Source organism: Novosphingobium naphthalenivorans NBRC 102051 (assembly GCF_001590985.1).
Taxonomy (GTDB): domain Bacteria; phylum Pseudomonadota; class Alphaproteobacteria; order Sphingomonadales; family Sphingomonadaceae; genus Novosphingobium; species Novosphingobium naphthalenivorans.
Genome location: NZ_BCTX01000030.1, coordinates 34,545 through 58,502 on the forward strand (window position 1 = coordinate 34,545; position 23,958 = coordinate 58,502).

Annotated in this window: 22 protein-coding genes and 1 pseudogene; 7 read left to right on the forward strand and 16 right to left on the reverse strand. The window is 63.4% G+C overall.

Going from position 1 to position 23,958, the window contains the following annotated elements:
- Positions 1-79: 79 nt before the first annotated feature.
- Complete coding sequence (locus NN5_RS11515; protein WP_013833391.1) at positions 80-499, reverse strand: MerR family transcriptional regulator; 420 nt, start codon at positions 497-499, stop codon at positions 80-82.
- A gap of 22 nt (positions 500-521) precedes the next feature.
- The gene (locus tag NN5_RS26885) at positions 522-935 is read right to left on the reverse strand and encodes a hypothetical protein (RefSeq protein ID WP_245656421.1); all 414 of its coding nucleotides are present in this window, start codon (positions 933-935) and stop codon (positions 522-524) included.
- Between the two features lie 3 nt (positions 936-938).
- Between NN5_RS26885 and NN5_RS11520 the strand changes: the two genes are divergently transcribed.
- Positions 939-3,089 (forward strand): heavy metal translocating P-type ATPase, encoded by a 2,151-nt coding sequence (locus tag NN5_RS11520; protein ID WP_245656423.1) that lies wholly within the window; start codon positions 939-941, stop codon positions 3,087-3,089.
- Between the two features lie 65 nt (positions 3,090-3,154).
- The gene (locus NN5_RS11525; protein ID WP_013833389.1) at positions 3,155-4,027 is read left to right on the forward strand and encodes an undecaprenyl-diphosphate phosphatase; all 873 of its coding nucleotides are present in this window, start codon (positions 3,155-3,157) and stop codon (positions 4,025-4,027) included.
- A gap of 502 nt (positions 4,028-4,529) precedes the next feature.
- Here the strand turns inward: NN5_RS11525 and NN5_RS11530 are convergent.
- Positions 4,530-4,760 carry a helix-turn-helix domain-containing protein gene (locus NN5_RS11530; RefSeq protein WP_013833388.1) on the reverse strand — a complete coding sequence of 77 codons (231 nt, stop codon included), beginning with the start codon at positions 4,758-4,760 and terminating at the stop codon, positions 4,530-4,532.
- Between the two features lie 316 nt (positions 4,761-5,076).
- Here NN5_RS11530 and NN5_RS11535 point away from each other — a divergent pair, with 316 nt between their 5' ends.
- On the forward strand, positions 5,077-6,870 hold the full coding sequence (locus NN5_RS11535) for a putative bifunctional diguanylate cyclase/phosphodiesterase (protein ID WP_051010052.1): 1,794 nt from the start codon (positions 5,077-5,079) through the stop codon (positions 6,868-6,870).
- Positions 6,871-6,920: 50 nt separating this feature from the next.
- On the opposite strand, the gene NN5_RS11540 is transcribed toward NN5_RS11535, so the two are convergent.
- The 4 genes from NN5_RS11540 to NN5_RS11555 all read right to left on the reverse strand — a co-directional run bounded on the left by NN5_RS11540 (position 6,921) and on the right by NN5_RS11555 (position 13,138).
- Complete coding sequence (locus tag NN5_RS11540; protein WP_306305100.1) at positions 6,921-7,511, reverse strand: lytic transglycosylase domain-containing protein; 591 nt, start codon at positions 7,509-7,511, stop codon at positions 6,921-6,923.
- Positions 7,512-7,597: 86 nt separating this feature from the next.
- Complete coding sequence (mobF, locus tag NN5_RS11545) at positions 7,598-10,609, reverse strand: MobF family relaxase (RefSeq protein ID WP_013833385.1); 3,012 nt, start codon at positions 10,607-10,609, stop codon at positions 7,598-7,600.
- Positions 10,606-12,681 (reverse strand): type IV secretion system DNA-binding domain-containing protein, encoded by a 2,076-nt coding sequence (locus NN5_RS11550; protein WP_013833384.1) that lies wholly within the window; start codon positions 12,679-12,681, stop codon positions 10,606-10,608. Before NN5_RS11550 ends, mobF begins: the two co-directional genes overlap by 4 nt.
- Positions 12,682-12,838: 157 nt before the next feature.
- On the reverse strand, positions 12,839-13,138 hold the full coding sequence (locus tag NN5_RS11555; RefSeq protein ID WP_041558953.1) for a CopG family transcriptional regulator: 300 nt from the start codon (positions 13,136-13,138) through the stop codon (positions 12,839-12,841).
- Between the two features lie 505 nt (positions 13,139-13,643).
- On the opposite strand from NN5_RS11555, the gene NN5_RS11560 reads away from it, so the two are divergent.
- Entirely contained in the window at positions 13,644-13,961 is a 318-nt protein-coding gene (locus tag NN5_RS11560) for a hypothetical protein (RefSeq protein ID WP_245656425.1), read from the forward strand.
- 155 nt (positions 13,962-14,116) lie between these two features.
- Here NN5_RS11560 and NN5_RS11565 read toward each other — a convergent pair whose 3' ends face one another.
- The 3 genes from NN5_RS11565 to NN5_RS11575 form a co-directional block, all read right to left on the reverse strand.
- Positions 14,117-15,100, reverse strand: a complete 984-nt coding sequence (locus tag NN5_RS11565) for a DUF2493 domain-containing protein (RefSeq protein ID WP_013833381.1) — start codon at positions 15,098-15,100, stop codon at positions 14,117-14,119.
- A 504-nt stretch (positions 15,101-15,604) separates the two neighbouring features.
- Positions 15,605-16,603 carry a DUF2493 domain-containing protein gene (locus NN5_RS11570; protein WP_013833380.1) on the reverse strand — a complete coding sequence of 333 codons (999 nt, stop codon included), beginning with the start codon at positions 16,601-16,603 and terminating at the stop codon, positions 15,605-15,607.
- Positions 16,604-16,686: 83 nt separating this feature from the next.
- Complete coding sequence (locus NN5_RS11575; protein ID WP_041559376.1) at positions 16,687-17,154, reverse strand: DUF736 domain-containing protein; 468 nt, start codon at positions 17,152-17,154, stop codon at positions 16,687-16,689.
- A gap of 129 nt (positions 17,155-17,283) precedes the next feature.
- Between NN5_RS11575 and NN5_RS11580 the strand changes: the two genes are divergently transcribed.
- Complete coding sequence (locus NN5_RS11580) at positions 17,284-17,556, forward strand: hypothetical protein (protein WP_041558952.1); 273 nt, start codon at positions 17,284-17,286, stop codon at positions 17,554-17,556.
- A 415-nt stretch (positions 17,557-17,971) separates the two neighbouring features.
- Here NN5_RS11580 and NN5_RS11585 read toward each other — a convergent pair whose 3' ends face one another.
- Positions 17,972-18,187, reverse strand: coding sequence for a DUF5818 domain-containing protein (locus NN5_RS11585; protein ID WP_041558951.1), 216 nt, complete (start codon positions 18,185-18,187; stop codon positions 17,972-17,974).
- Between the two features lie 419 nt (positions 18,188-18,606).
- Between NN5_RS11585 and NN5_RS11590 the strand changes: the two genes are divergently transcribed.
- Together NN5_RS11590 and NN5_RS11595 are read left to right on the forward strand one after the other, a co-directional pair.
- Positions 18,607-19,089: a helix-turn-helix domain-containing protein gene (locus NN5_RS11590; protein ID WP_013833377.1), complete on the forward strand. Its 483-nt coding sequence runs from the start codon at positions 18,607-18,609 to the stop codon at positions 19,087-19,089.
- 10 nt (positions 19,090-19,099) lie between these two features.
- The gene (locus tag NN5_RS11595; protein WP_013833376.1) at positions 19,100-19,510 is read left to right on the forward strand and encodes a type II toxin-antitoxin system PemK/MazF family toxin; all 411 of its coding nucleotides are present in this window, start codon (positions 19,100-19,102) and stop codon (positions 19,508-19,510) included.
- Positions 19,511-19,722: 212 nt separating this feature from the next.
- Here NN5_RS11595 and NN5_RS11600 read toward each other — a convergent pair whose 3' ends face one another.
- The 5 genes and pseudogenes from NN5_RS11600 to NN5_RS26320 all read right to left on the reverse strand — a co-directional run.
- Entirely contained in the window at positions 19,723-20,223 is a 501-nt protein-coding gene (locus NN5_RS11600; protein ID WP_013833375.1) for a hypothetical protein, read from the reverse strand.
- Between the two features lie 116 nt (positions 20,224-20,339).
- Positions 20,340-21,719, reverse strand: a complete 1,380-nt coding sequence (locus tag NN5_RS11605; protein ID WP_013833374.1) for a DUF7986 domain-containing protein — start codon at positions 21,717-21,719, stop codon at positions 20,340-20,342.
- Positions 21,720-22,144: 425 nt separating this feature from the next.
- Positions 22,145-22,672, reverse strand: coding sequence for an RES family NAD+ phosphorylase (locus NN5_RS11615; protein WP_013833373.1), 528 nt, complete (start codon positions 22,670-22,672; stop codon positions 22,145-22,147).
- Complete coding sequence (locus tag NN5_RS11620) at positions 22,669-23,058, reverse strand: hypothetical protein (protein WP_198409095.1); 390 nt, start codon at positions 23,056-23,058, stop codon at positions 22,669-22,671. Before NN5_RS11620 ends, NN5_RS11615 begins: the two co-directional genes overlap by 4 nt.
- A gap of 136 nt (positions 23,059-23,194) precedes the next feature.
- A pseudogene (locus NN5_RS26320) lies at positions 23,195-23,958 on the reverse strand (ATP-binding protein); the annotation flags it as partial.

The window sequence follows — 23,958 nt, forward strand, 5'->3', positions numbered from 1 at the left end:
AGGGTCAAGCAGTTTTGCGACTTGTTTGCATTAGCGTGACTGGCCGCAAAAAAATGATTCTGAGGCTACCCCGCCCCTCCTAACCGCCCGCCACGGAATCCGGCGCCAGGGTCTCGATGATCCGGCACTCGGAAATGGTGCCCTGCCCGCACTGGACGATAACGCTGCTCAGTTCGGATCTGAGGGTATTCAGATCCCGAAGCTTCCGGTCGATCTCGGCGAGATGTTCGCGGGCGATCGTGTCGACGGCCTTGCACGAAATGTCTTTCTGGTCCGCGAGCTTGAGAAGCTCCTGGACCTGGTCGATCGAGAAACCCAGCGCGCGTGCCCGGCGGATGAAGCTGAGCCGTGCGAGATGCTGCGCGGAATAGGCCCGATAATTGCCCTTCGTTCGCCCCGGCGGGGCAAGCAAGCCTACACTCTCATAGTAGCGAATTGTCTCGACCTTCGTCCCTGTCGCTTTCGCGAGCTTTCCAATGCTGAGTAGCTCGACGGACATATCGGTTGACCCTCTAGTGACTTCAGACTTTATAGAGGGCGTCATGTCGAAGAGTCGAGGTGACGATATGGTCGAGCAAACCGACGCGCACGCTATCGTGATGGGCCGCTGGTGGCGTTTCAAGGTCCACGGGCTCGACTGCCAGAATGAGGTTCGACTTCTCAAGGCAGTCCTCGTCCCGCTTGTCGGGGACGAGCAGCTGTTGTCGTTCCAGCCGAAGCGCGGTCTCCTCGATGTCGATGTCGAGTCCGGCATCGGAGTGGAGGCGCTGATCGCGGCCGTATCGACCACCGGAATGACAGCCGAATTGCAAACCGCGGATGCATTCGCGGAGGATAAAGTAGAGGCCGGCGGTTGCAGCAGCTGCTCGGGCGAACCGACGCCTGTCGAACAGATGCTTCCTGACCGTCCGAATAGCGTCATCTTCAAAATCCACGGCATGGACTGCGGTGACGAAGTCGCGGTGCTCAAGCGCGAAGTCGGGCCGGTCGTCGGGTTGGAGAAGCTATCGTTCGATCTCATCAATGGCCGCATGTCGGTCGCGGGTGCTACCGACGCCCTACATCACATCGAAATATTGAAGGCGGTCGAGCGCACCGGCATGCGCGCCGAGCTCTGGAAAGAAGGCGTGAACAGTGCCGGCGCGCAAGCCGAGCAGCGCCGGCGCCGCATCCAGGCGGCGCTGACGATCGCGAGCGGCGTGTTGGTCGTGGCGGGCTTTGCGATCCATGTCCGCGCGAGCGGCCTCGCCGCGGTGTTGCACGAGAGTCTGGCGCGGGAGGCTCATCCTCCCTTCCTCGCCATGCTCGCCTATTCGCTGGCGATCCTCTCGGCGGTTCGGTACGTCGCCCCCAAGGCGGTCCTCGCGGCACGGCGGCTCCGGCCGGACATGAACCTGCTCATGATCGTCGCGGTGGCGGGCGCCCTGGGCATCGGGCAATGGTTCGAAGCGGCGACCGTGGCGTTCTTCTTCGCGCTTGCTCTTGCCCTCGAGGCATGGAGCCTTGGACGTGCCCGCCGCGCCGTCGCGGCGCTCATGGACATCGCGCCCGACTCTGCCCGGATACGCGATGCCGCGGGTGTCGAGAAGGATGTGCCGGTCGCCGAGGTCGCGGTCGGAACGCAGGTGATCGTTCCGCCCGGCGGCAAGATTCCGCTCGATGGGCGCGTGGTCGCGGGGACCAGCGCGGTCGATCAGGCGCCGATTACAGGCGAAAGCGTACCCGTCACCGTCGAGCAAGGCGCAACGGTCTTTGCCGGGACCATCAACGGCATGGGCGCGATCGAGCTCATAACGACCCGGCCAGCCTCCGACACGACGCTCGCCCGTATCGTGCGGATGGTCGGTGAAGCGCAGAGCAAGCGTGCGCCGACCGAACAATGGGTGGAACGCTTCGCACGGATCTACACGCCGGTGGTGATGGTGCTTGCGCTGGCGGTGTTCCTCGTGCCGCCGCTTCTGCTCGGGGGCAGTTGGGCCGCCTGGTTTTATCAGGCGCTGGTGTTGCTTGTCATCGCCTGCCCCTGCGCCCTGGTTATCTCGACCCCCGTCAGCATCGTTGCGGGACTGACCGGCGCAGCCCGGCAGGGCGTGCTGGTCAAAGGCGGGGTCCATCTCGAAACCCCCGCTCGCATCACCGCGATCGCCATGGACAAGACGGGCACGCTCACGCTTGGACGTCCCAAGGTGATCGAACTGATCCCGCTTGGCGGCCGGCACGAACTTGAACTGCTGGCGGTTGCGGCTGCTATCGAAGCGCGAAGCGAGCACCCGATTGCGCGTGCGATCCTCGATGCCGCCGCGGAACGCGGCGTTGACGTGGTCCCCGCAAAGTCCGTAACGGCGTTGCCCGGCAAAGGCATCGTTGGCGTGATCGATGGTCGCGAGGCCTGGGTCGGGTCTCCCGGCTATCTTGGAGAGCGGCTTGGGAACGCAGCCGATGATGCGCTTGCCGTCCAATTGCATCGCATAGCCGGGGCTGGACTGACCGGGATCGTTGTCGGTGAGGCGGAGTCAGTCATCGGAGTGATTGCCGTCGGTGACGCGATGCGCCCCGAGGCCCGACAGATCGTAGCGCAACTGCATAAGCTCGGTATCGCGCAGATCGTCATGCTGACCGGAGACGGTCGTGCGCCTGCCGAGGCCATCGCGCGCGATACCGGCGTGGATGAGGTTCACTCCGAGCTGCTTCCCGAACAGAAGGTCCAGGCGATTGAAAGGCTGGTAGCACAGCACGGCCTGGTCGCCATGGTTGGTGACGGCGTCAATGATGCGCCGGCGATGGCGCGCTCGGGCCTCGGCATCGCCATGGGCGCGATTGGCAGCGATGCGGCGATCGAGACGGCGGATATCGCGCTGATGCAGGACGATCTCTCTCGCCTGCCGTGGCTCATCCGGCATTCGAGGGCGACGCTCGCCGTCATCCGGCAGAACATCGGCTTCTCGCTGGGGATAAAACTCGTTTTCGCAGGCTTGACGCTGCTTGGCATGGCGTCGCTCTGGGGCGCGATCGCTGCGGATGTCGGCGCCTCCCTCCTGGTCGTGCTCAATGGCATGCGTCTTGTCGGTCGCGATCAGCGGGTCCGATAATCCGGTTGCCCAGGCAGCGAAGCAACGATCTAAGCTCACCCACCATCCAATAGGACCGCACTGCTATGACCGGACAATGTGCCGCGGGCGTCGATACGGGCTTCGTGACACTGGGCTATGCCAAGGTCGCATTCTTGGGCGTGGTGCAAGGTATCACCGAACTCCTGCCGATTTCATCGACCGCCCATATGCGCGTCGTGCCGGCCCTCTTGGGCTGGCGAGATCCCGGCTCGGCTTTTTCGGCCGCGATGCAACTCGCCGCGCTCGCCGCCGTGGTCAGTTATTTCTGGCAGGATGTCCGCCGCTTGGCGGTCGGTTCCGTGTCGGCGATCGGCCGTCGGCAGTTCGCCGATCCCGATCTCCGTCTGGCGATCTGGATCGCGCTCGCCACGGTTCCGATCGTGCTGGCGGGTGCTCTGCTGTCCAACAGCCTCAACACATGTAACTCGCCCTTTCGCGCCCTGCCCGTGATTGGCTGGGCTTGCATCGCGATGGCGGTGCTGATGGCTCTGAGCGAGATTCTGGCGCGCCACAGCCGCAGCGTTGAGAAGGCATCGCTGGTTGACGCGCTGGTCGTCGGGCTCGCGCAGGTCGGTGCCCTTATTCCAGGCGTATCGCGCTCAGGATCAACGCTCACCGCCGCGCTCGCGCTCGGATTTAAGCGCGAGGAAGCGGCCCGCTTCTCGTTTCTGCTGGGCATTCCGGCTATCGCTCTCGCCGGATCGAAGGAACTATGGGAGCTGCACAAAGCCCATCTCGACATGCATGGCTGGTCCGTTCTCGCGCTCGGCCTGCTTGTCGCGTCCGTTTCGGCATTCGCCGCGATCTGGGCGCTGATGCGTGTCCTTGAGCGGTTCTCCGCCTGGCCGTTCGTCATCTATCGGGGTATGCTGGGCGTTCTTCTGCTCGTTGCGACCGCCAACGCCAGGCTCGTTTAAATGGGGCGGCTTTGACAGGCCGCGCCAGAGGCGTCGCTAGCCCGGAAATCTCACACTGCCGTTTGGCCTGAGTGTGCTGGGCGCTTTCGCGGCCTTTTCGAGGTTCGCGGAGGCCGTCGAGAGGTTTGGCGGCAGCCCAACGGAGCATTTCGAGCTTTGCAGGGCGAGTGCCACCGTTCCCGGGGGTGGCGGGTGGATCGAGACGGCAGGCTGTGGACCGTGCGCTGTCTGGTTCGTCAGCGCGCAGCGGCGGTTCGCAAGGCAAGATGGGCAAGAGCCCCGCGGAAGAATTTCTTAGGCTGACCGCCCAAAAAAGAGAGCCCAACGCGAATGATACGCATCTCCGTCTGTCATGGACCTGTCCGACTTCGCCGGGCCGACCCCGATCGCGTAATTTCCTAGCCGAAAACGGTAATCGGCAACGAACGACTTTCGTCCGGCGCCTGTTCAACGGATATAGAACAGCCCACGGGGCCTTTAGATAAATCAGGCAGTCTGCCTTTCAGTCCGGCGCCATCAGTAACAGATATGGACTGATTTCAAGCCCTTTCGCGATCCTCTCGATATTGTCGATCGACACATTGCGCTCGCCGCGTTCGACGCCACCAAAATAGGTTCGATCCATTTCGATCTCGAGAGCAAAATCCTGCTGGCTCATACCTGTCGCCAGGCGACACCGACGGATGTTCGTCGCCAGGACATTTCGAAGAGAGCCAGGATGCGTTCGTTTCACGCCACATAAATCGAACTTAGATGGTTATAAGGCGACGGGTTTTAAGTATCATTTAACCCGGCTCGCATTAATAGCACTTCGATGACACTCATGCTGTCGGAACGATGAATGACGCCCGCGCGTCCTAAATGATGCGCTAAGCTGAAGAGACTTCAGGCCAAAATGGTCACAATAAAGTGCAAATAAGTAGCTTCGAAACGCACACGTTAGCAGAGACTTAAATGCAGACGCGTATCGTAGTCGATAGTCCCCTTCCCATCAAACTTTCGAATCATCAGGTCGGTCATTGCTAGGCTTACGAAACATCATCCTTGAAATGATCGCAAAGGGGGCCGACCTCACGGCGACCATGGACCGCTTATGCCTTGAAATCGAGGCACTTGCGCCAGAGGTGACCTGCTCGGTCCTGTCAGTCGATCGCGATGGTTTCCTTCATCCCCTGTCCGCACCCGGCTTGCCCGAGGAATTCTCCGCTGCACTTGACGGACTGATGATCGGCCCCGATGTCGGATCCTGCGGCAGCGCCCCCTATCTTCGCAAGCCAGTCGTCGTCACCGACATTGGCTGTGATCCGCGCTGGACCGATTTTCGGGAGGCGGCACTGCTGCTCGGCTTTCGAGCCTGCTGGTCCACACCGATATACGGTGAATTGGACCGGGTAATCGGCACGTTCGCCCTCTATTGCCGCCAACCACGCGCGCCGAGTGAGGAAGAGAAAGCCATAGTCGAGGCATCGACGCACCTCTGCTCCATAGCGCTCGAACGTCATGAGCGCGTGGTGGAACGCGAACGAAGGGCGAGCTTCGACCTGTTGACAGGACTTGGCAATCGATCCGCATTCGGGACGGCGCTCTCACTATTGCCTTGCGACAAGCCTGGAACATGGGCCTTGCTGATCCTCGACCTCGACAACCTCAAGGTCGTCAACGACGGTTTCGGGCACCATGCCGGCGATCTCCTGATCCAGGCAGCGGCGCGGCGAACCGAAGAGTGCGCCGCCCCGAACCGCGTCTTCAGGATCGGCGGCGATGAAATCGCCATCATCTTGCGAACCCCGGAGGCGCTGCATGATCTCGACGGCTTTGCTGCGCGCCTTCTTGCATGCCTGACGCAGCCGCTCGATTGCAACGGGCACTCTGTCGTGCCCAAGGCCACCATCGGGGGAGCCGTCTTCGGCCCCGGCGACCGGGGTCCCGAGACAGTACGGCAGAATGCGGACTTCGCGCTCTATCATGCGAAGGAAACCGGCCGGGGCGGCTTCGTGCGATATTGGCCAGGCATCGACACGCGCATCATCCACCGCATCGCCGCCATCCGGGACGTCGATGCCGCATTACGCGAGAGCAGGGTCGAGGCGCATTACCAACCTATAGTCCGGCTCGACACGCGAGAAATCGTCGCGATGGAGGCGCTGTGCCGGTTGAGAATGGCCAACGGCGGTCTCCTCGCCGCCGCGGCATTTCGCGAAGCCACTGCCGACATCCATGTCGCCTCGGAACTGACGCAACGGATGCTCGAAATCGTGGCAAGCGACATGCGGCACTGGCGGGATCGCTCCATCCCGCTTGAACATATCGGAATCAATGTGTCTCTGGCCGATTTTCATGGCGGGCAACTCGACAAGCAGATCGCATCGGCGCTCGCCGACCATGACCTCCCCCTCGGGCACCTGGTGATAGAAGTCACTGAAAGTGCCTATCCGGCTTTGCGGGACAAGGCGCTTCTCGAAGCTATCGACACGCTCCGCCAGAAGGGATTGAGAGTGGCGCTCGACGATTTCGGAACGGGCGGCGGGCTTCTGATGCCATTGCTTACGATGCCCGTCGACATGATCAAGATCGATCAAGTGCTGGTCGACCGTCTTGCGCCCGACGGCGCGGGCGCGGCGGTGATCGGCGGTCTGCTCCACACCGCGCGCGAGCTCGACATTCCGGTCGTTGCCGAAGGAGTCGAGAGTGAGGCGCAGGCGGCCCATCTGGCGCAACTGGGATGCCGGCTCGGCCAGGGTTATTTCTATTCGCGGCCGCTTGACTGCGAGGCTGCAACCAGCCTGTTGCTGTCTGCCAGGAGCGCAACCGTGCCTATGCGCGTGGGAAGGCCCGGACTGTAAGAAGATTACAGGTGCGGTATGCGTCACTTACCAGATGATGTGGTCGCGGATCAGTTCGATGGGGTTCGCACCAGCCCAAATCCCAGCACCCTCGTTGCAGAGCTTCCAGCTTCCGCACCAAGGGGCCTTCCAGACCCCGTTGGCCGGGACGAAGCTACGATGGCGGCGCCGAAGATGTTTCGACCAAATCGGCGCTGCATGTGACGCGACACGCTTTGCGCATAGCGTCGCTGCCGCCAAGCAGTCGGACTATGATAAACACCGACCGCTTTCCAGAAGTCGCCCGTCGTCCTCAATGCCGACAGGAATATCCACCGCGCTGCCCCGGCATTGAAGCAGGCATCGTGCATCAGCCAGGCGCGAACCTCGGTCTGCGAACGCCCGACAAGTGCGGCGATCTTCGGCACCCACCAACTGTTGATCTGCAGGGGGCCAAGATCGTGCGAGCCGTTGGTGTTGCGAACCTCGGCGCCGATCCACCCGCCTTCCTGATCGCGCAGGCCCCAAAGCGTCTTTTCGAGCCACGCTTTTCCGCCTGCGGCTTGCCGGATGCATTCGGCGATCCGTGCTTCCCCGTTGGCCGTGCCGCGCGCCTGGGCCGGTATTGCAACGGACAGGACGACACTCGCGCAAAGGGGCAAAGTCAGCCTGCTTATCGGGGAAAGACAAATTGCATTCAGTCGGAAGGAGTTCATCGTGCTCGTCCTTGGCTTGGGGACTTGTCCGGCTATCGATCGAAGCCGTGATCGGGCTGGGATTGAGGCTGAGGTTGAAATTCAGGCTGGGGCTGATGATCCGGCTGACCGTGGGCGGGTTCGGTCCGCGTGTTCACCCGGGATGTGCGGCCATCTTCGAGGTCAGGGCCTGTCCTGCGATCAATCACGGATTGCAGAACACGATCCAGAATCTCGCCGATCCCGCGCGCACCCTCGGCGATCCGTTCGCCCAGACCTTCGGGGGATCGATTGCGGTCAAGCTGCCGTTCAAGCGCACGGTTGCGCCGTTCCTGCCGGTTGCGCAGCTGCTCGTCGCGGGCGAGGGCCAGACGATCCGCATGACGATCGGCATAGGCCCGCATGCTATCCTTGTGGAGGCGGCCCAGCCCCTCAAGCGCCGAGTTCTTCTCGCCCGATCGCTGCTCCAGCTTTTCGACGAGGCGTTTTTCATCCTCGGTCCAGAGCTTCACGCCCAACCGTGCGCGGGTGATCGCGGTGTAATAGTTCTGCCCGTTGACCAGCGACGAATTGACCGGCGCCAGCACATAAACGCGCGCATAGGTTTTCGACTGCGCCGAATAGACCGTCTCGGCATAGCCATGATCCCAGGTCTTGTGCTCGCCAAGATCAATGGTCTGGACGCGGTCGTTCCGATCCCAGCGGATGGTCGCCTGCGTACCCTCCAGCTTCTCCACGGTCCCGCGCTCGGCATTCTTGAGACCGAGATCCTTGTTTACCAGACGCCACTGGATACGGTCACCCGCCGCTAGGTCCCGCTCCTCACGGTTGAACACATTAATCTGACGCGCCTGCCCCAACCGGGGATCCCAACGAACCATCCGGCCGTTCTCGTCGGCGAGACGAACCACCTGACGGCCACCGGCATCGCGCCCGATCCCGATTACGCGATATTCGGTGTCGCGGGCGATCCCGGCGACGGCGAGATCGCGCGCGAATGTCACCACTTGGCCGCCCGAATAGAAGCGCGCGAAATGCTTCTCCTGATCGGAAAGCCCTGCCGGCGTCAGGATCGCAAGCCGGGTATCCTCGGCCGCGATCGCGCTTTCGGATTTGAGCGTCTCACGGATCTTCGTATTGACGATCAGCCGCGTGGCGTTTTCCAGAACGAGAATATTGGTGGTGGCACGGGTTTCGGGCTTCAGCCGGGTCCATTCGCCAACCAGGCCCCTGGCCAGGCTTTCCGCGTCGGTGCCGCTCACCACCTTGTCGAGTTTCTCGAGCGAGGCTGCGTAGTCACCGGAGCGCGCGGCAGTTACCGCCGCCTTCATCGCACGGGTCTCCTGGCGCATCGATTCGGTGAGCTCGGCGGTGGGCAGCCCAAGCCGCTGGAGCAGCCAGAAGGGCTTGCCCTGCTCGATCGCACCGGTCTGCTTGTTGTCGCCGAGCAAGATCAGCCGCGCGCCCGTCACCCGGCTGATTTCGAGCACGCGCCGTGCCTGCCGGTTCCCCAATTGACCGGCCTCGTCGAGCACCAGCACATGGGCCTCGGTGAGCCCATGACCGCCGCTCGCGAGCAGGCTCGCGACCGTGCGGGATTCGACGCCGGCGCTCTTCCCGAGATTGGCGGCAGCCGACGATGTGGGGGCAAGCGCGACGAACTGGGTGCCCGGCTCGGCAGATTCCTTGAGTACCTGTACCAGCATCGACTTGCCGGCACCCGCCACCCCGTGCAGCCCCGTCACCCGGTCGCGCGACAGGCCAAGCGTTACCAGCGCACGATCCTGTGCCGAGGTAAGCCCGGCACGTTCGAGCACACCAAGCAGCCGGTCGGAGGAGGCGATCGGCCGGGCGTCGTCCAGCGCCAGCGCGAGCTCGCGGACCAGCGACTGCTCGAGCCGGGCGCTGCGCCGCGTGGTTCGTCCCCGCGCCAGAACCTGATCGCCGGTCTGGGCGCGGGCCGCAAGGAGCTTGCGGCGTTCCTCGTGCCCCGCAATCAACGGACGGATATCGGAGAAACGCACCTCGCCCACGTGGCTCGCCAAGGCATGGCGATAGAGCGTCCCGAGGTTCGACACCGCTTCGCGGGTCTCGGTCTGGCGGATGCCGAACAGCGCGGCGCGGCTGGCAGTGAAGGGATCGGGTTCTATTTGCTCGCCGGTCCCTTCCCGGCTTCTTTCCGTAGCCTTCGCCTGCACTCTGACCAGATCCTCGGCATAGGGCCTCGCGCGCTCGGTCCATTGCCCGCGCAGCTCCTCGAGGCCGACCTTCGCTTTGGCTCCCCGCGTCTGATAGAAGGAGGCGCGCCGGGCCGCCTGCCCGGTCAGGCCATGTTCTTTTGCATGGGCATCGATCTGCTCGGCGCGCTGCGAGGTCTCGCGAATAAAATCCTTGGGCACGCCGGTGATCTCGAACAGCCCCCTTCTCGGATCGAAATCGATCCCGAAGCCCTGTTCGCGCAAGGTGTGGGCGAGCTCGTTGCGGTAGATCTGGCCAGCGACCATCTGCTCGGCGAACATCGCCCGGGTCTCGAGGCTCGCCATCGGCGCGCCCTCCCCGCCGTTGGTCATATTGAGCACAACAACATGGGTATGAAGATGCGGGTCGAGCTCACGGCTGGCATGCTCGGTGAACCGCGCGAACAGCAACCGCCCGGTCGTCTCGTGGACTATCTCGCCCGCTTCCCGGCGGCGGAGCGCGGCATGTTCTTCGAGGTAGGCGAGCGCCGTGGTGACGGCCCGTTCATGCGCGGCGATGATCCGATCGTCGCCCGCGACCAGCGCCATGATCGAGACCGACTTGGGGGCATTGACGGCAAAATCCCATCCGGGGTGATGCTGGATTTCGCCGCCCATGCGGTGACGGCCGAGCTGCTGGCCCGCGACCCGGCCGGCCAGCAGTTCTTCGAACATGTGCGGGTCTACCTTGCCCGAGAGCCCAAGTTCAGGTGCGAGCCTGCCGCCCCATTCGCTGGGTTCCTCTCCGCCCTTGGTATAATAGTCGCCCACCGTATAGTAGCGGGCGATATTGCCGGACGTACCCTTGAGGCGGCGCGGATGGATCATGCCGGCTTCGCCTTGCGGGCAGGTCCGTTCTCGCGGTCATAGACGTCGATCTCGATGCGCTGGTGCCCGCGCCGCGGCGCCAGCGTGAAGTCCTGAACAGGTTTCGGCGGCTCGGTGGGTGTTTTGGGCGGCGTGACCGGCGGGGTTTCCGGTCCACTGACAGGCTTGTGATCGCCCTCGCTTGCGCCCTCTGGCAGCGGCGTGAACAAGTCCGTTTGGGGCGGGTTCATGGTTGGTTCGCCGGTCGGTTTCTGCCTCCGTTTGGGCCGCGCGGTTTTGGCTTTCGGAGCCGGCTGCGGCTCCGCCTGGCTATGAATAGCAGCGATGATCGCCTGCCCTTCGCTGTCACGCAGCGGCGGCGTATCGCGCTCGATAAACCCTTCCGCCAAGGTCTGCACGGTGTTGAACCGGTCTTCGAACCGGACCACCGGCAGGTTGCGCCCGAACCGGAGATAGCCGCAGAGGTTGGGAAGGTTTGTGACCTCGGTGTGCATCACCAGCGGGCGGGTCACCTGCATGCGGCTGAGGTTGACACCGTCGCGCATGTCGTTGACGCCGTAGGACATGCCCTCATTGGCCTCGACCTGCTCGACCTGCCCCAGATTTTCCGAAACATGTTTGGCGGTTGGGGTGTCGTTCGCCCTCAGCGCCACCCAGGTCGAGCAGTAGCCGGTGATCGCGGCGGCATCCTGAATCCCGTAGGTCGCTTCCAATTGCGGATAGGACTGGAACCCCAATATGCCGCAGCCGCCATATTTGCGGGCTCGCGCGAGGAAATCCGAAAGCGAGGGTAGTTTCTGTAAAGAAGGCAGTTCGTCGATGACGCAATAGAGCCGCCGCTTGCGGTCGGGCGTGAGGCTCATGATCGCCGAGATGGCGATGTCGAGCCAGACCGTAATCAGGGGTCGCAGCGAAGGAAGCTGGTCGGCCTTTACGGTGATGAACAGCCAGTTGTCGCCCTCCTCATTGGTCACCCAGTCGCGGATCGAGAGGCCCTTCCTTGTGTCGTCGAGGTAGGAGAAGCTGCGCATCACCGAGGCGAGCTCGGCCTGGATACCGGCCGAGGTCCGCTCCCCCTCGAGGCTGATGAAAGCCGCGGCATCGGTGCCGGCGGCGAAGGCGGCAAGGTCCTTAAGCTTGGATCGCAGCAGCCGGTCGAGCAGGACCGAGACCAGCATCTCCCCTTCCCGGGCGAGCTTCCTCAGCACTGCCACCAGCGTGCCGCGCGAGGCCTTGGCCCAGAAGGGATCGCCGTGCTTTTCGGGGATCGTCGACTCCGCGATCTGGTCGTAATGATAGTCGCGCGGCACATCGCCCCAGGGCGACCATTTGGCGGTGCGCATGTCGAGCGGATTGAGGATGATGTCCTTGCCCGGCCGGTAGAATTTCTCGACGAAAGTGCCGGCGGTGTCGTATATGATCGCCCGCTTGCCCTTTGCACGGATCCCTTCGAGCATCTTGACGATGAGGTTGGTCTTGCCAGTGCCGGGTGCTCCGCACAGGAGGATATGCTCGGGCTCGTAGGCGTCAGGGACAGGGACACCGCCGATCGCGAAGCTCCCCTTCTTCTGCCGCCAGAGCAGCCGCCGCACTTCGCGAACGCTGCCGAAGCGCGCGCCGCGGATATATTCGTTGGAACCGAGGCCCCGCCCCGTCCGGGTGAACGAGAACCAGGCGATCGCGAGCGCGGCAAGAGCGAACAGGCCGGAGATGATCGCGCCGTGGATCAGGTATAATTCAAAGGCGTGAAGGGTCTTCTTGGCGAGCCCGGACGCAAGCAGCCAGTCGGCCGAGGTCCAGTATTGCTGCCCCGCCGGGGTCTTGAACAGCACCGGATCGTTGGTGCCGGGCGCGGCATCGGCCTTGAAGCTCGCCTCGACCAGTTTGGTCACGACATAGCGCTCGTAGGGCGTCGATTTCTCCAGCGCATACCAGACGATCCCCATCACCCAGAGCACCAGGCAGGCGGTCATGGTCTGGAAGAAGACCTGGGTAGTCATGCGGACATTGTGGACGATCGACTGACCGCCGCGAGTCCAGCTGCCCAGCGTGTCGTTGCGGAATATGCTCATGATCGGGGCTCCTGAGGGTCATGCGGGTGGAGACGATACGTGCGGGCGCCCATGTTGAAGAGCGGCGGGAAGCCGGCAGCTGACGGCAGAACCGGGGAATGAAACACTTGCCTGTTCGATCTGTACGACAGGCCGAGACGTCGCTTGGCAGGTCCGCTCACCGGTCCTGCTCCGGATCGAGCAGGCCCCGTTCGCGCAGGACCGCCTTGGCATCCTGCATTCCCCGCTCGAGCAGCTGCGGAGAGCGCTCGCCGATCGAGGTCGCGACCAGGGTCAGGATCTGGATGACGATCCCGAGCAGTTCGTCCTGCGAGGAATAGATGTAGCGCCCGCGCGGGTCGGCGGCCTGCGCCAGGACCGAACGAACGAAATCGGAAAGGGACAGATTGGCGCCCTGCGCGCGGCGCTGGAGACTGAGATAAAGGGTGTCGTCCACCCGAACACTTATTCTGTGCATGCCGTTGCTCCGAAGTGGAGCCCGGCGACAGAATGTCATGAAGCGAGCGCATCAATAGCGTAAGCCTCGAGAAAACTCAAGAAAATCAGATGTCAGCCATGGCACCCGGCGCAAAGGCGCGGAAAATCGCGATTCTGCGCGAGGCCGGTTTGCTACGGGGTGACATGGATGCCGGAGGGCCGGTCCAGCGGGTGCCATGGCACCCAACACAACTCCTTGAACAAGCGCGGTAAATCGCCGCAGCACCCGTGCGTACGGTGCATTACAAAACGGCCACGGCCGTGCGTCTTTTCTTGCGCAGCGATTTCTCGCTGCGTCGCCTCGTCCCGGAAGGGGCGCGGCTCCCCCGAAGGGGTTTTGTCCTCCCGCCGGCGGCACGCCGGCAGGCTGATCCATGTGGGCAAAAGGGGGAAACGATGACGTCATGACACAACGTCGATCCGGGGGATTGCATGAGCAATTCCATGCTCCGATATTGGGGGCGGCGGGCAGACCATCCCCAAGGATGATCGACATGCCCAAGATGACCGACAGAGAACGCCTTGCCGACCTCGAAGCGCGCCAGCGCAAGATGGGCGAAGAGGTGGAAAAGACCCGCCGGAACTTACGCGGAAAATATGCCCAACTGGTTCCCGAGCTTGCGGTTGAACAGCTTACTGAACGCGAGTTCCGCGATGTGATCACCGCCGCCATTCGGGTGGGCGGCGCAGCCGCAATCGCTGCGCTCAAGCCCCTGCCCGATGCGAGCGCCACTCCTCAATCTACCCCCGCGAACAATCAAAAATCATCCCGCAGGGATGGCCCAGCGACGAGCATGGCGTAGCCACGCGCAGGAGGCCGGAGCCGCTCTTCGCGGCTTCGCATCGCCGCCGCGACGGACCCGGGCCGCAGGTCCGGGCTCCCGAGCGGGGGCGACCTCCATGCAGGCAAAAAAAGGGACCGGCCGGACGAATGCCCGACCGGTCCCACACCCTTATCTCACGCCGCGGCCTGCGCTGTCCGCTGGTCCTTGAGGGCGAAGAAGCGCGCGGGGATGCGCTTCGCCCTCACCTCCCGAGCCAGATGCGACTGCAGCCCGGACCCTTCGCAGACGATCGCTTCGACCGGACGCAGGTTCAGGAGCTGTTCGTTCCGGGCGAACCCTGCGCGCTTCCCCAGACGCCGGTCGAGCGTGAAGGCTATGAGCATGGTCCCGCTCTTTGCCGCCCAGGCAGCGGCAATGGCGTCGCACCCCTTGTCCTGCGCGGTCGTCGCCAGCACCATCCCCGGAATGCGCGCCTTCACACCGTCGAGCGTTTCGGTCAGCAGCGCGTGATCCTCCCAGACCTGCCCCCCTGAGAAGACCACCACCGGGCCCTGCGGGGCATGCGCCTCCGCCTTCCTCATCCGGCGCGCGGCGAGGAAGTCCTGCGCCGCGATGACCGAGGCGGTGCGCTTCGAGGAAACCAGCGATCCCTTCGGGCTGGACCAGGGCCGCCCGGTCTCGGCGAGATAGGTGGCTGCGGCATAATCGCGCATGCAGGCGACCGCTTCGCGCGCCTCGTCGAGGGACTGGCAGAGGAGCTGGGCTTCCTCGAGTTCCCCCATCATCACCTCGCTGCCGTCGGCGCTGTGCACCAGATCCTTGATCTTGACTGCGGCCCGGTCGGCCTCGCCATCGAGCTGGTCGGCGACCTTGTGGAAGCTGTGAACGATCCCCCAGGCAAGCCGCGCCGCCACACTTTCCAGCCTGGTATCGCGCAGCACGTCGAACATCGTGCGCACCAGCATTTCGGTAGCGAGCTGGGCTTCGGTTGCGTCCGGCATGTCGGCGGTCAGTTCTTCCTCACCGAACCCCATGCGGCTCGTCTCCTGCGCGCCTTCGAATGCTGCGCTGAAGCTGTCGGTCGTCACCATGGTTTCGGCGGCGATGAGGTCGGCGATTTCTGCGAAGTCACGGATCGTGCGGGTCGTCGTGGTCATGTCTGCCTCCTTGAATTGATTGAAAGAGGCATTTTCAAAGGCACGGGCTGTGAGCGCCGGGGTCAAGGATCGCGAAGCGACCGCGCAGCGGCGATGGGGGTCACGATTTTCTTTGGCGCTGCGCAAACGTCCGAAACAGAGCACTGCCGCCCGCCCGCCAAAGAAAATGGTGGGGCCCCGTCGTCCTTGAGGCCGGTGCTGTCCCCGTGCCAAACTTGGACTTGTTGGTAGAGAGAATTATACACCCACCTCGCCCCACGCACCCGAGGACCAGCACGGGCTCGATGCCCGTGTTGGCCCTGTTTGCGCCGACGCTGCGACCCCGAATCCCACCGTAAATTGGCGACGATCCAGCCATCGCAATGAGCGTGACAAGGCGGTGGAGTGGCTCCCCCATAGCATAAAAATGGGCCGGCACGCGGCAACCGCGTCCGGCCCAGCATCGTTGCCATCGGGAGCAAATGCGGAGGCGGAGAAACTTCGTCCCGCACCGGCGTCGAGCGATTAGGCCCGCATCCTCCGCACCGCGCTGTCGGCGACCTGATCAACCTTGCGGAAGGCATGGATCGGAACATTGGCCTGCCGCAGCGTCTGGTAGAGATTGGCTTGCAACCCCGAGCCTTCGCACAGCAAAGCCTCGACCGGCTTAAGCTCGGCGAGCTTGCGGTTGCGCGTAAAGGCGGTCTTGCGCCCATTGCCATAGAGGCCATAGGCGACGAGCGGCACGCCGTTTTCGCTCCGCGCCGCCCAGGCGGCGGCAATGGCATCCGCTCCCTTGCGCTGCCCAGTCGTCACCAGCGTCATATGGGGAATGCGCTGCTTGATCTCATCGAGCTTGGCCCAGAGTGTCTCCCAGTCGTGCCATTGGGCAGGCCCGGAAAACACCACGATGGGTCCCCTCGGCATGTGCTTCTCGCGGGTCGCGAGTTCACGGGCGCGCAGGAAATCGAGCGCGGCGATCTGGCTCGCGGTCGAGGCCGAGGATGCCTTGCTGCCGCGCGCCGCCGACCAGGGCCAACCCGACAGAACGCGGTACATTTCGGCGGCATAGTCGCGCATGCATTCGATCGCCTCGCGCTGTTCTGCGACCGACTGACAGAGGATCTGCTTCTCCTCCATCTCGCTGTTGTAGACCTCGCTCATGTCGGGATGACGGGCCATGTCCCCGACTTCCTGTGCCAAGGCATCCTCGCGCCGTTCGAGCTTGCCGGCGACGAAGTGGAAGCTGTTGACGAAGCCCCAGGCGATTTCCGCTGCGAGCGGCTCAAGCCGGGTTCCGGCGAACAGGTCGAAGATGGTGGCGACGATGCCGCCACATTCGGCCTGCGCGGCGAAGGGGTCGGGCATCTCATGCTCGCCGGGCTGCTCGCCCGGTTCGATGATCGACATGGCAAGCGGATCGCCGAACGCCGCCTGGAATTCGGGGGTGGCGGTCATCTCGGCGTAAAGTTCCTTGAGGTCGGGAAAGCTGCTGACGCTGCGCGCTGCGGGTGAACTGGCCATGGGTCTGGCTCCTTGACGGGAAAGGGAAATGAAAAAGGGCCAGAGGCGACTGGCGCCCCCGGCCCTTCGGCTGGCCGCCCAGGTCAGAACGGCAGGTCTTCGCCATCCTCGGCGCCAGCGCCCGCCCCCATCAGCGCGCCATCGTTGCCCGCCGTGCTGTCGCCGAAGCCGCCCTCGGACCGCTGGTCGTAAGAGCGCTGCGACGTGCCGAAGCCACCGCCGAACTCGGCGCGCACGGTCTCGCGACGCCAGGCGATGGTGAAGCCGCCATCCTCGGTCGGGAACAACGCGACGGGCAGCGGCTCGGGCAGGCCCGGGTCGTCGACCGTGCCAGCGAGGAAGGCTTCGCCGGTCTTCTTCGAGAAGGCTTCCCACAGCGCCCCGATCTGCACCCAGCGCCGAGCGACGTTGAGCGCGAGGATCTCGTAGACCGGCGCGCGGTCACTCATGCTTTCGACCTTGCGCAGGCCGATGCGGGGCAGGTCGATGGTACGCGTGGCGATGGAACCGGTCAGACGGCCGTTCACATTCCGGATTTCACCAATGTTCATGATCTCAACTCCTTCGATAATGTCGCTCTCGAACTATTTCTTCGCGACACCCTCTTCAAACCGCCTCTTCTCTAGGGACCCGGCCTTGCCGCCCGCACGGAGCGGGAGTTGTCGCACTTCCCTTCCCGCATGCCCCGGCCTCACCCATCGAACCGCCCGCGCCACCTCGACGGGCTGGCGCCCGAACCCCGTCATGGCTATTATGCGGGCATGGACTCGACGACGCTCCGCACCGTGGCCGACCTCGCCCGCAAGCGTGCCGCACGCGGTTGCTCGGGAGCGCAGGGCGATGGTCTGATGCGGCTTGGCGCTGCGCGCGCCCTCAACCAGCTCGCCGCCGATCTCGAAGCCAGCGCCACCGAATTCGAGCGGCGTCCCGCTTCGCGCCGCTCCCGCGCCTGACTCCATTCGTCTTCAGCACGGTGCATGGAATCTCATGCACATTCGCGCGGCAACACACCGCACCATCCCCCCTCGCCCCGCGGCAGGGATATAAGTCCGTCAGGAGCGAGACCCGCGAGAGCGGGGCTCGAGGCGCAGCCCGTTAGCCCGGTGCCCGCGCAGCGGGCAGCAGCCCTTCCCCTCAATCCGCTTCACAAACCGCCCAACGACCACAACCATGCGAACGGCAATCTGTGCCCCGCACATACGGAAGCAGGCGGAACACCAATCGAATGATGCCGAGGTGGGTCCGCAGAGCAGGAGGGGATGGAGTTCTCAGCGCAGCGGCATGGTCGGCGGACAGCATGACGGGCCTGCCGCGCAGTGAACCGTGCCCAATATGACTTGTCCAGTCGCAGGCCGATGAAGGCCAATCTCAGGCGCTGGCGAGACCGATCCAGGTCAGCGACAAACGATCAGCCCCAGACAGTTCGCCTTCGACGACAACGTCTTGGCCATCGAAATTCGAGAGATCGTCGGACGCCGTGAGGTAGAACAGCTTCTCCTCGGCCGTCTCGAGCATGGCGCTACGGCCATTCAGACGAAACCGCCCCGTCATACGGCGATAGGCATTGTTGCTGCGGCTTGCCATCACAGGTGCCGGTAACAAGGCATGACCTGCCAATGCGTGGCAGCGGCGCCGGAACGGGAATCGACTCGTTGAATGACCATGATGCTCTGTCGTTTGGCACGGCGTGGCAGGCAAGCCTATTCCCGTGGCCGTCACCCGGCGACGCAAGCGGCATACTCGCAGAAAATGGCCCGACCGGGAGGCATCAGCGCCTCCCCGTTCGGGATACTGGGTTATCCGTAGCGGATTATGCGGTTGAGCGGATACTGGTTAACAGCGCATCCTACTTTGTAGGGCGCTGAAGGCTACCCGGCCCCGGCCTCCAGAACCTCGGGAGCGGAAGGCATCAGCGCCGCCCACCCGCGCCCCTAGAGCCTCCCCCTCAAACTTGATTCGCCCGCGTAGCAAGCACATATCGGGATCAAGAAAGGACTATTCCGATGGCGATCAAAAAGCAACCGGCGGCCAACGCCGACCTGCGCACCAATGAAAAGAAGTGGTCCAAGCCGCTCATGGATGCCGGCTGGACCGCGTTGCCCAGCGTTATCATCGAAAACCAGAAGCAGCTTGGCCTCTCCCCGCTCGACCTCAACATCGTGCTCTACCTGGCGAGCAAGTGGTGGACGCCGGAAGGCAAGCCGTTTCCTTCCAAGAGCACGATGGCAAAAGCCATGGACGTGCACCCCCGCACGATCCAGAAGCATGTCGCGGCGCTGGAAGGCGCTGGCTACATCCGCCGTGAAGAGCGGCGCACGGAGACGGGCAGCAAGACGAACGTCTATCACCTCGACGGCCTGATCAAGGCCGCCAGGCCGTTCGCAGAAGAGAAGTTGGCCGAGATGAAAGACAAGGCCGAAATGGCAAAGCGGCGACAGAACCGCCGCGGCGCACCCAAGCTACGCCTGGTGAAGGGCGAGGAGTAGAACCGAAGTCATGTCTGCCCATGAACAAGCGCCGCCGCCCAAGGTCGCGCCGCGCCTGGTCGGCGCGCCGAAGATCAGGCAACTGCTCTGGTGCGATTTTCCGCAGGACGCCCAGCTGCCGGAATTCTGGAAGCGTCGACCAGTGATCATCCTGTCTTACCGCAACACACTGCACGGGGCGGTCACCGCCGTCCCTTGTTCGACGCAGGCCCAGCCGGGAAACAACTGGGCGTTTCCCTTGCAGACCACGATCGACGGCCGGGCGGCATGGGCGATCTGCGACAAGATCACCAGCGTTGCCGTCAGCAGACTCCTTCCCGACAAGGGCGGTATCGTCAGGATGCCTCAGGTCGAGTTCGACGACATGATGCGGCTTGTGCTAGCATGGCTCCCGGTGCCCGCAGCGCCTCCCGCCCCGTAGTTTTTAATTGCATGTTCATACCCTGACACCTATATGGGGAGCACAGGCGGCCTCCCTCAGGAGTGTCCGTTTCCCGCAAGGGAACTAAATGCCAAGGCAGTCCGAAAGGGCTGCCTTTGGTTTTTTGGGGCTCAGGCAACTGCAGGATGGACCGGGAGAAATCGGGTCTTCGCAGGCCAGTGCATATTGGCTCCAGCCCGGCAACGCTCCGCTCAGGCAGTTCCCAACGTCTCGGGCAGAACGGCCAGATGCACCGGCCGGTGCGAGCCCAGCGTCTCGACCAGTCGGGCTTCGGCCTGGACGAGATCATCGAGTGTCTCGAAGGCCTCGCTGGTGTAGGCACCGCGGGCGAAATGTTCGTCCTGTGCCGGGACCATTATCGCATAGTCCGCAGGCCAGCGACAAAGCATCAGCCAGGGCCATTCCGGACGGGGCGGCGGGTAACGAGCGACGACGATGTCATCGGCTCGAAGCGCGGAAAGACGATGATCGAACAGGTCGGGCACGACTAGGCGCGATCGTTCCATTGCGAGGAAGGCCGTTATTTCCGCATATTCAGCGTCGGTCTCGAGGATCACGGGGTAATAGCGCCCCAGAGGGAGGCTCGGTGACGCGTAGACGGGCGGAATGTCGATGAGAAGCACGTCGGGCATGGTCGCAAGCGGGCGGCCGTACAATGCCCGCCGGGCGGCAAGGTCGTCGAGAAGGCGCATTGTTTACTGCTTCGAGCTGGCCGGCCATGCCGGTCAAGCTGAATTCAGGCCAATCCTGCCCGTTCACATAACGGGCGAAGACCGGGATCATGCGGTTGCGGGACTCCCAACCGACTTCATTTCCGCAGGTCCGCAATACCCAGTTCCGCCCACATCCATGAGAAGTCGTAGCTGGCCATGGGATCGCATGAGCCCTGCGTCCTCGCTGTGCCATGCTCCAGATATTTAAGCCATTCAGCGACTTTCGTGCGGCCAGCCTTGGTGCGGGCAAGCGCGCGCGGGGTCTTGCCGCCCAGCATGGGAACCGGCTCATCCAGCGCGCTGGCATATTCGCGGTCGAGCATGGCGTGGACGATACGCTCCATGTCCTGCGGGTCGAGTTCCGGCTCTTCCTGATGCGGGCCATGGTGAGCGTCGTCGTTCAGCATCTGCTCCAGTGTGCGGATTTCGGTCAGCGGAGTACCCACCAGGGCATCCAGCCAATGCGACAACTGCATCCTGGCGCTCTCGGCCCGTTCGGCGCTGTTGACCTCGATGGCCACACGCCGGCCTTCCAGCGCGATCGTGCCGAACACCGGCGTGCCATCGTCCATGGTGCTGGTAATGCGCTGGCTGCCGGTCGGAACGGCGCGCGTTCGCCTGTTCCCACCAGCACGTAAGAGCCAGTTCCAGAATTTGGGACCGGCGGTTTCGAGATCGGCGATCGCATCCAGCCTTTGCGCGATGTCCCTTTGGGTCGCCCCCTTGGCGATGGGAAAGACGATGCGGTGAAACACCACGTCCTCTCCATCGGCATTGACCAGTTCGGGCAAGCCGGATCTGGCCGAGGCACCAAGACAGTCCCGCAGCCACATGGCGGTGAACAGCGGGGCAGTGTGGCGCAGCAACTGGTCGCGATCGGTCACGTCGAAGCCGGCGTCCGGATCGGGAGATGCGGAAAGCCGCGCAAAGGCCGCGATCAGTTCGGCGCTGGCTTCCGGTCCGAACGACAGCAGTGCGCCCGAAATACCATGGGTTGCGCGCACTTCGACGACCCGTGCGGCGATGCGGTCCCAGTTGACCAGCGTCTGTGTCGCGCTCCGCTCATGCACGGTGACGGGTTCGGCATCTCGCAGCAGGTCGCGCAGCTTCATCGACTGGCCCGGGACGACCTCGCTCACTTCGTAGAGCGACATCACCGAATGGCGCAGCGCCCGCATATAAGCCTTGCTGGGTGCCTTCTCGTTCCAGCCCCGGCGCTTGAGGTAGTCCTCGACCAGGTTGAGCCCGTCGGGTCCGATCTCTTGTGTCAGCAGATCCTCGAAGGCGCAGCCCCAGAGGTTTCCTTCCCAATGCGACCCGATCCGGTCGAAAAGCGCCTCGGGATCGAGCCCGGCATCTTCCAGGACTGGGCCAAGATGAGCGGACAAGGTCTCGTCCATTGCTTCGGCCCAGGGTGAGCGGTCGGCATATTTGATGAGACCGGCAATATCGTAGGTGGCTTTGGTCTTGGACATTGAACGGGTTTTCCTCACGGGAAGGACATTTCGCAACAGGTTGGCTGAGTGGTCCATCGGATGGTGACGATCCCGGCCCCACGCTGTTGGCGACTACACATGGTCTTGGCAGTCTATTCCGGCCAGCAGCATGTGGGCAGCGCATCTCCCGATTGTACGCAGGATATCAGGCGACCAGCGCCAGGATTTGCTCGTCCCGTTGGGGTGCTCGGCTGGTCGTACGGAACGGCTGAACCGGATTGCCTGTTCTCACGATGAATTGGCTCCTGCCGCTTTGCCCACGCTTTCTTAGCGCGACTGCGTATGCGTGCTCGAACGACGCGAGCCGCTGGCGTCGTGGGGACAGCAATGGCTCAAGCTCCGCGTAGGGCATGTTGCATCTCCAGATAGGATGGCGAGCAGGGCGACGATCGGCTCGCGAGCGATCAGTTTGGCCAGGAAGACTGATCCTTGGGCAGGCGTCCGTCGGGATCGTGAACCCCCAGCCGATCGTCAGCTGTCAGATTGGAATTGAAGATCACGAGATTGGTCCCACCCGGATGCCGGATCGAGGGAAAGAGAATGCCCTTGTGGCCGGCGGAAATGACCTGATCCGCCAATATCCAGGAGGGCGGCGTCACCTTGTCGATCCGGAGCATCCGCCGCCAGGAGCAGTCCCACTCCGCCCATCCGTCCGCCCAATGAGCGGGGTCATAGCCGCCCGACAGATCAACGACGCCGTCGACCGAAAGGATATAGCTCGCCAACATCGCCGGCGGGACGAGCGATGAATCCTGCCGGTACTCTTCCAAAGCGGTTTGCGGGGCTCGGGCGAGATAAAGCGCTTCGACGCCGATGCGATTGAAACGACCGCCTTCGGCCGCCGCGCCCGCACCGCTCAAAGGCACGTAGGCCCATTTGGGGGTGAGGTAGCGGTAGAAGACGTCATCGGGACCAAGCGTGGCGATCTTCACCCGCTGGCGCCGTTCTCAAGATCGCGCAGATGCGCCATCACCGCGTCGGAATGGCCCTCAGCGACAAGTTCGGCGGCGGTCTTGTGATCGTAATCGGCGATCGGCTCGTTGCGATACCAGAAGATCGCCTTCGACACGTCACCGGTCAGCGTGGCGGCTGCGGAAATGACCCTCACCATCTCGCGAAGCTTGTCCTGCAGACGTTCCGAAGCCGGGTTGCGCAAGGTATTGCGGTGAACTCCGGCCAGATTGGCGAGACCCGCGACCTGTACCCCCAATGCGGCGGAAAACCGCTTGGGCGAGATATAGGGCGTGCGCGGCTCTTGCAGGCTTTCGACGAACCCCGATATGGCAGTGGTGCGCCGCTCCATCGATACAGCGTTCATGGTTACCTCCTTTGACCAAGAGTATTTGCACATAATATGCACATTTTCAAGGCTCGTCCACGCCCATCGGCGCAATGAATTCGTCGCGTAGACCGAAGATGTGGTCAGCGGATAGCCACGGCCGTGGGTGTTCCAGCTAGCCCGATGCGGACACAGTCGCTGCATTCGCGAAAGCAAGTTCCACCTGGCCACCACCAGCAACCATCGACACCTGCCGTCCGGCGGGAATGAGCCAACCGATCTCGTCGTGAACGATGTCGCGGATACGCTCGAGGATCGCCGCGTCTTCACCCAGGAGCAGGGCGTTGGCGATCTGCCGTGCCTGCATCTGGAAATTGCGTTGCTGGGTGGACCAGCTGTCGTCATCGACATCATCCCGCGCGCAAAAGCAGGTGTCTTCCAGCAGATCGGCCAGGTCGTTGGGTGCAATCGCGCAACCGGGCGACAGCAGGATCACGGTTTCTTCGAGGTCGGCCGACCAACCGTCATCGGGCGCAATCAGGACGTCGGCAGGCATGGAATGGCATACGGCGGCGTCGGTTCCGTCTCGCGACGGGTTGACCGTGACGTCGAGTGCAATTGCCGCCACGTATCCCGATTGGACTGTGTCGGGGAGCGTACGCCCTTCCTCGTAGCGGAATGTGCCCCTATCCGTCTCGAACCGGAACGACAGGTCCGATATGCGCGGCAGGGCGTCATACCAGCCATATCCCTCGAACTCGGAGACCTCGCGAACCAGCGTACCGCCCAGAGCCTCCCCCGATCGCAAGACACGGGCCGCGCATTGCTCGATTGGCGGCTCGGCGTCGGGGACCAGCACCATCGGTACGGCGGCGACGCGCTCGCCGTCCGGCATGCCCTCGCCATCGGCGGTGCGCGGAAACCAGGCCAACAGCCAAG

Excerpts from the sequence above, each read along its gene's own strand:
- NN5_RS11520 (WP_245656423.1), top strand. The coding sequence starts at position 939 with ATGGACTGCGGTGACGAAGTCGCGGTGCTCAAGCGCGAAGTCGGGCCG.
- NN5_RS11565 (WP_013833381.1), bottom strand. The coding sequence starts at position 15,100 with ATGACCACGACGACCCGCACGATCCGTGACTTCGCAGAAATCGCCGAC.
- NN5_RS11600 (WP_013833375.1), bottom strand. The coding sequence starts at position 20,223 with ATGCGCCTTCTCGACGACCTTGCCGCCCGGCGGGCATTGTACGGCCGC.
- NN5_RS11570 (WP_013833380.1), bottom strand. The coding sequence starts at position 16,603 with ATGGCCAGTTCACCCGCAGCGCGCAGCGTCAGCAGCTTTCCCGACCTC.
- NN5_RS11590 (WP_013833377.1), top strand. The coding sequence starts at position 18,607 with ATGGCGATCAAAAAGCAACCGGCGGCCAACGCCGACCTGCGCACCAAT.
- NN5_RS11585 (WP_041558951.1), bottom strand. The coding sequence starts at position 18,187 with ATGGCAAGCCGCAGCAACAATGCCTATCGCCGTATGACGGGGCGGTTT.
- NN5_RS11620 (WP_198409095.1), bottom strand. The coding sequence starts at position 23,058 with ATGAACGCTGTATCGATGGAGCGGCGCACCACTGCCATATCGGGGTTC.
- NN5_RS11535 (WP_051010052.1), top strand. The coding sequence starts at position 5,077 with ATGATCGCAAAGGGGGCCGACCTCACGGCGACCATGGACCGCTTATGC.
- mobF (WP_013833385.1), bottom strand. The coding sequence starts at position 10,609 with ATGATCCATCCGCGCCGCCTCAAGGGTACGTCCGGCAATATCGCCCGC.
- NN5_RS11515 (WP_013833391.1), bottom strand. The coding sequence starts at position 499 with ATGTCCGTCGAGCTACTCAGCATTGGAAAGCTCGCGAAAGCGACAGGG.
- NN5_RS11555 (WP_041558953.1), bottom strand. The coding sequence starts at position 13,138 with ATGCACAGAATAAGTGTTCGGGTGGACGACACCCTTTATCTCAGTCTC.
- NN5_RS11595 (WP_013833376.1), top strand. The coding sequence starts at position 19,100 with ATGTCTGCCCATGAACAAGCGCCGCCGCCCAAGGTCGCGCCGCGCCTG.
- NN5_RS11580 (WP_041558952.1), top strand. The coding sequence starts at position 17,284 with ATGCCCCGGCCTCACCCATCGAACCGCCCGCGCCACCTCGACGGGCTG.
- NN5_RS11525 (WP_013833389.1), top strand. The coding sequence starts at position 3,155 with ATGACCGGACAATGTGCCGCGGGCGTCGATACGGGCTTCGTGACACTG.
- NN5_RS11575 (WP_041559376.1), bottom strand. The coding sequence starts at position 17,154 with ATGAACATTGGTGAAATCCGGAATGTGAACGGCCGTCTGACCGGTTCC.
- NN5_RS11550 (WP_013833384.1), bottom strand. The coding sequence starts at position 12,681 with ATGAGCATATTCCGCAACGACACGCTGGGCAGCTGGACTCGCGGCGGT.
- NN5_RS11560 (WP_245656425.1), top strand. The coding sequence starts at position 13,644 with ATGATCGACATGCCCAAGATGACCGACAGAGAACGCCTTGCCGACCTC.
- NN5_RS11605 (WP_013833374.1), bottom strand. The coding sequence starts at position 21,719 with ATGTCCAAGACCAAAGCCACCTACGATATTGCCGGTCTCATCAAATAT.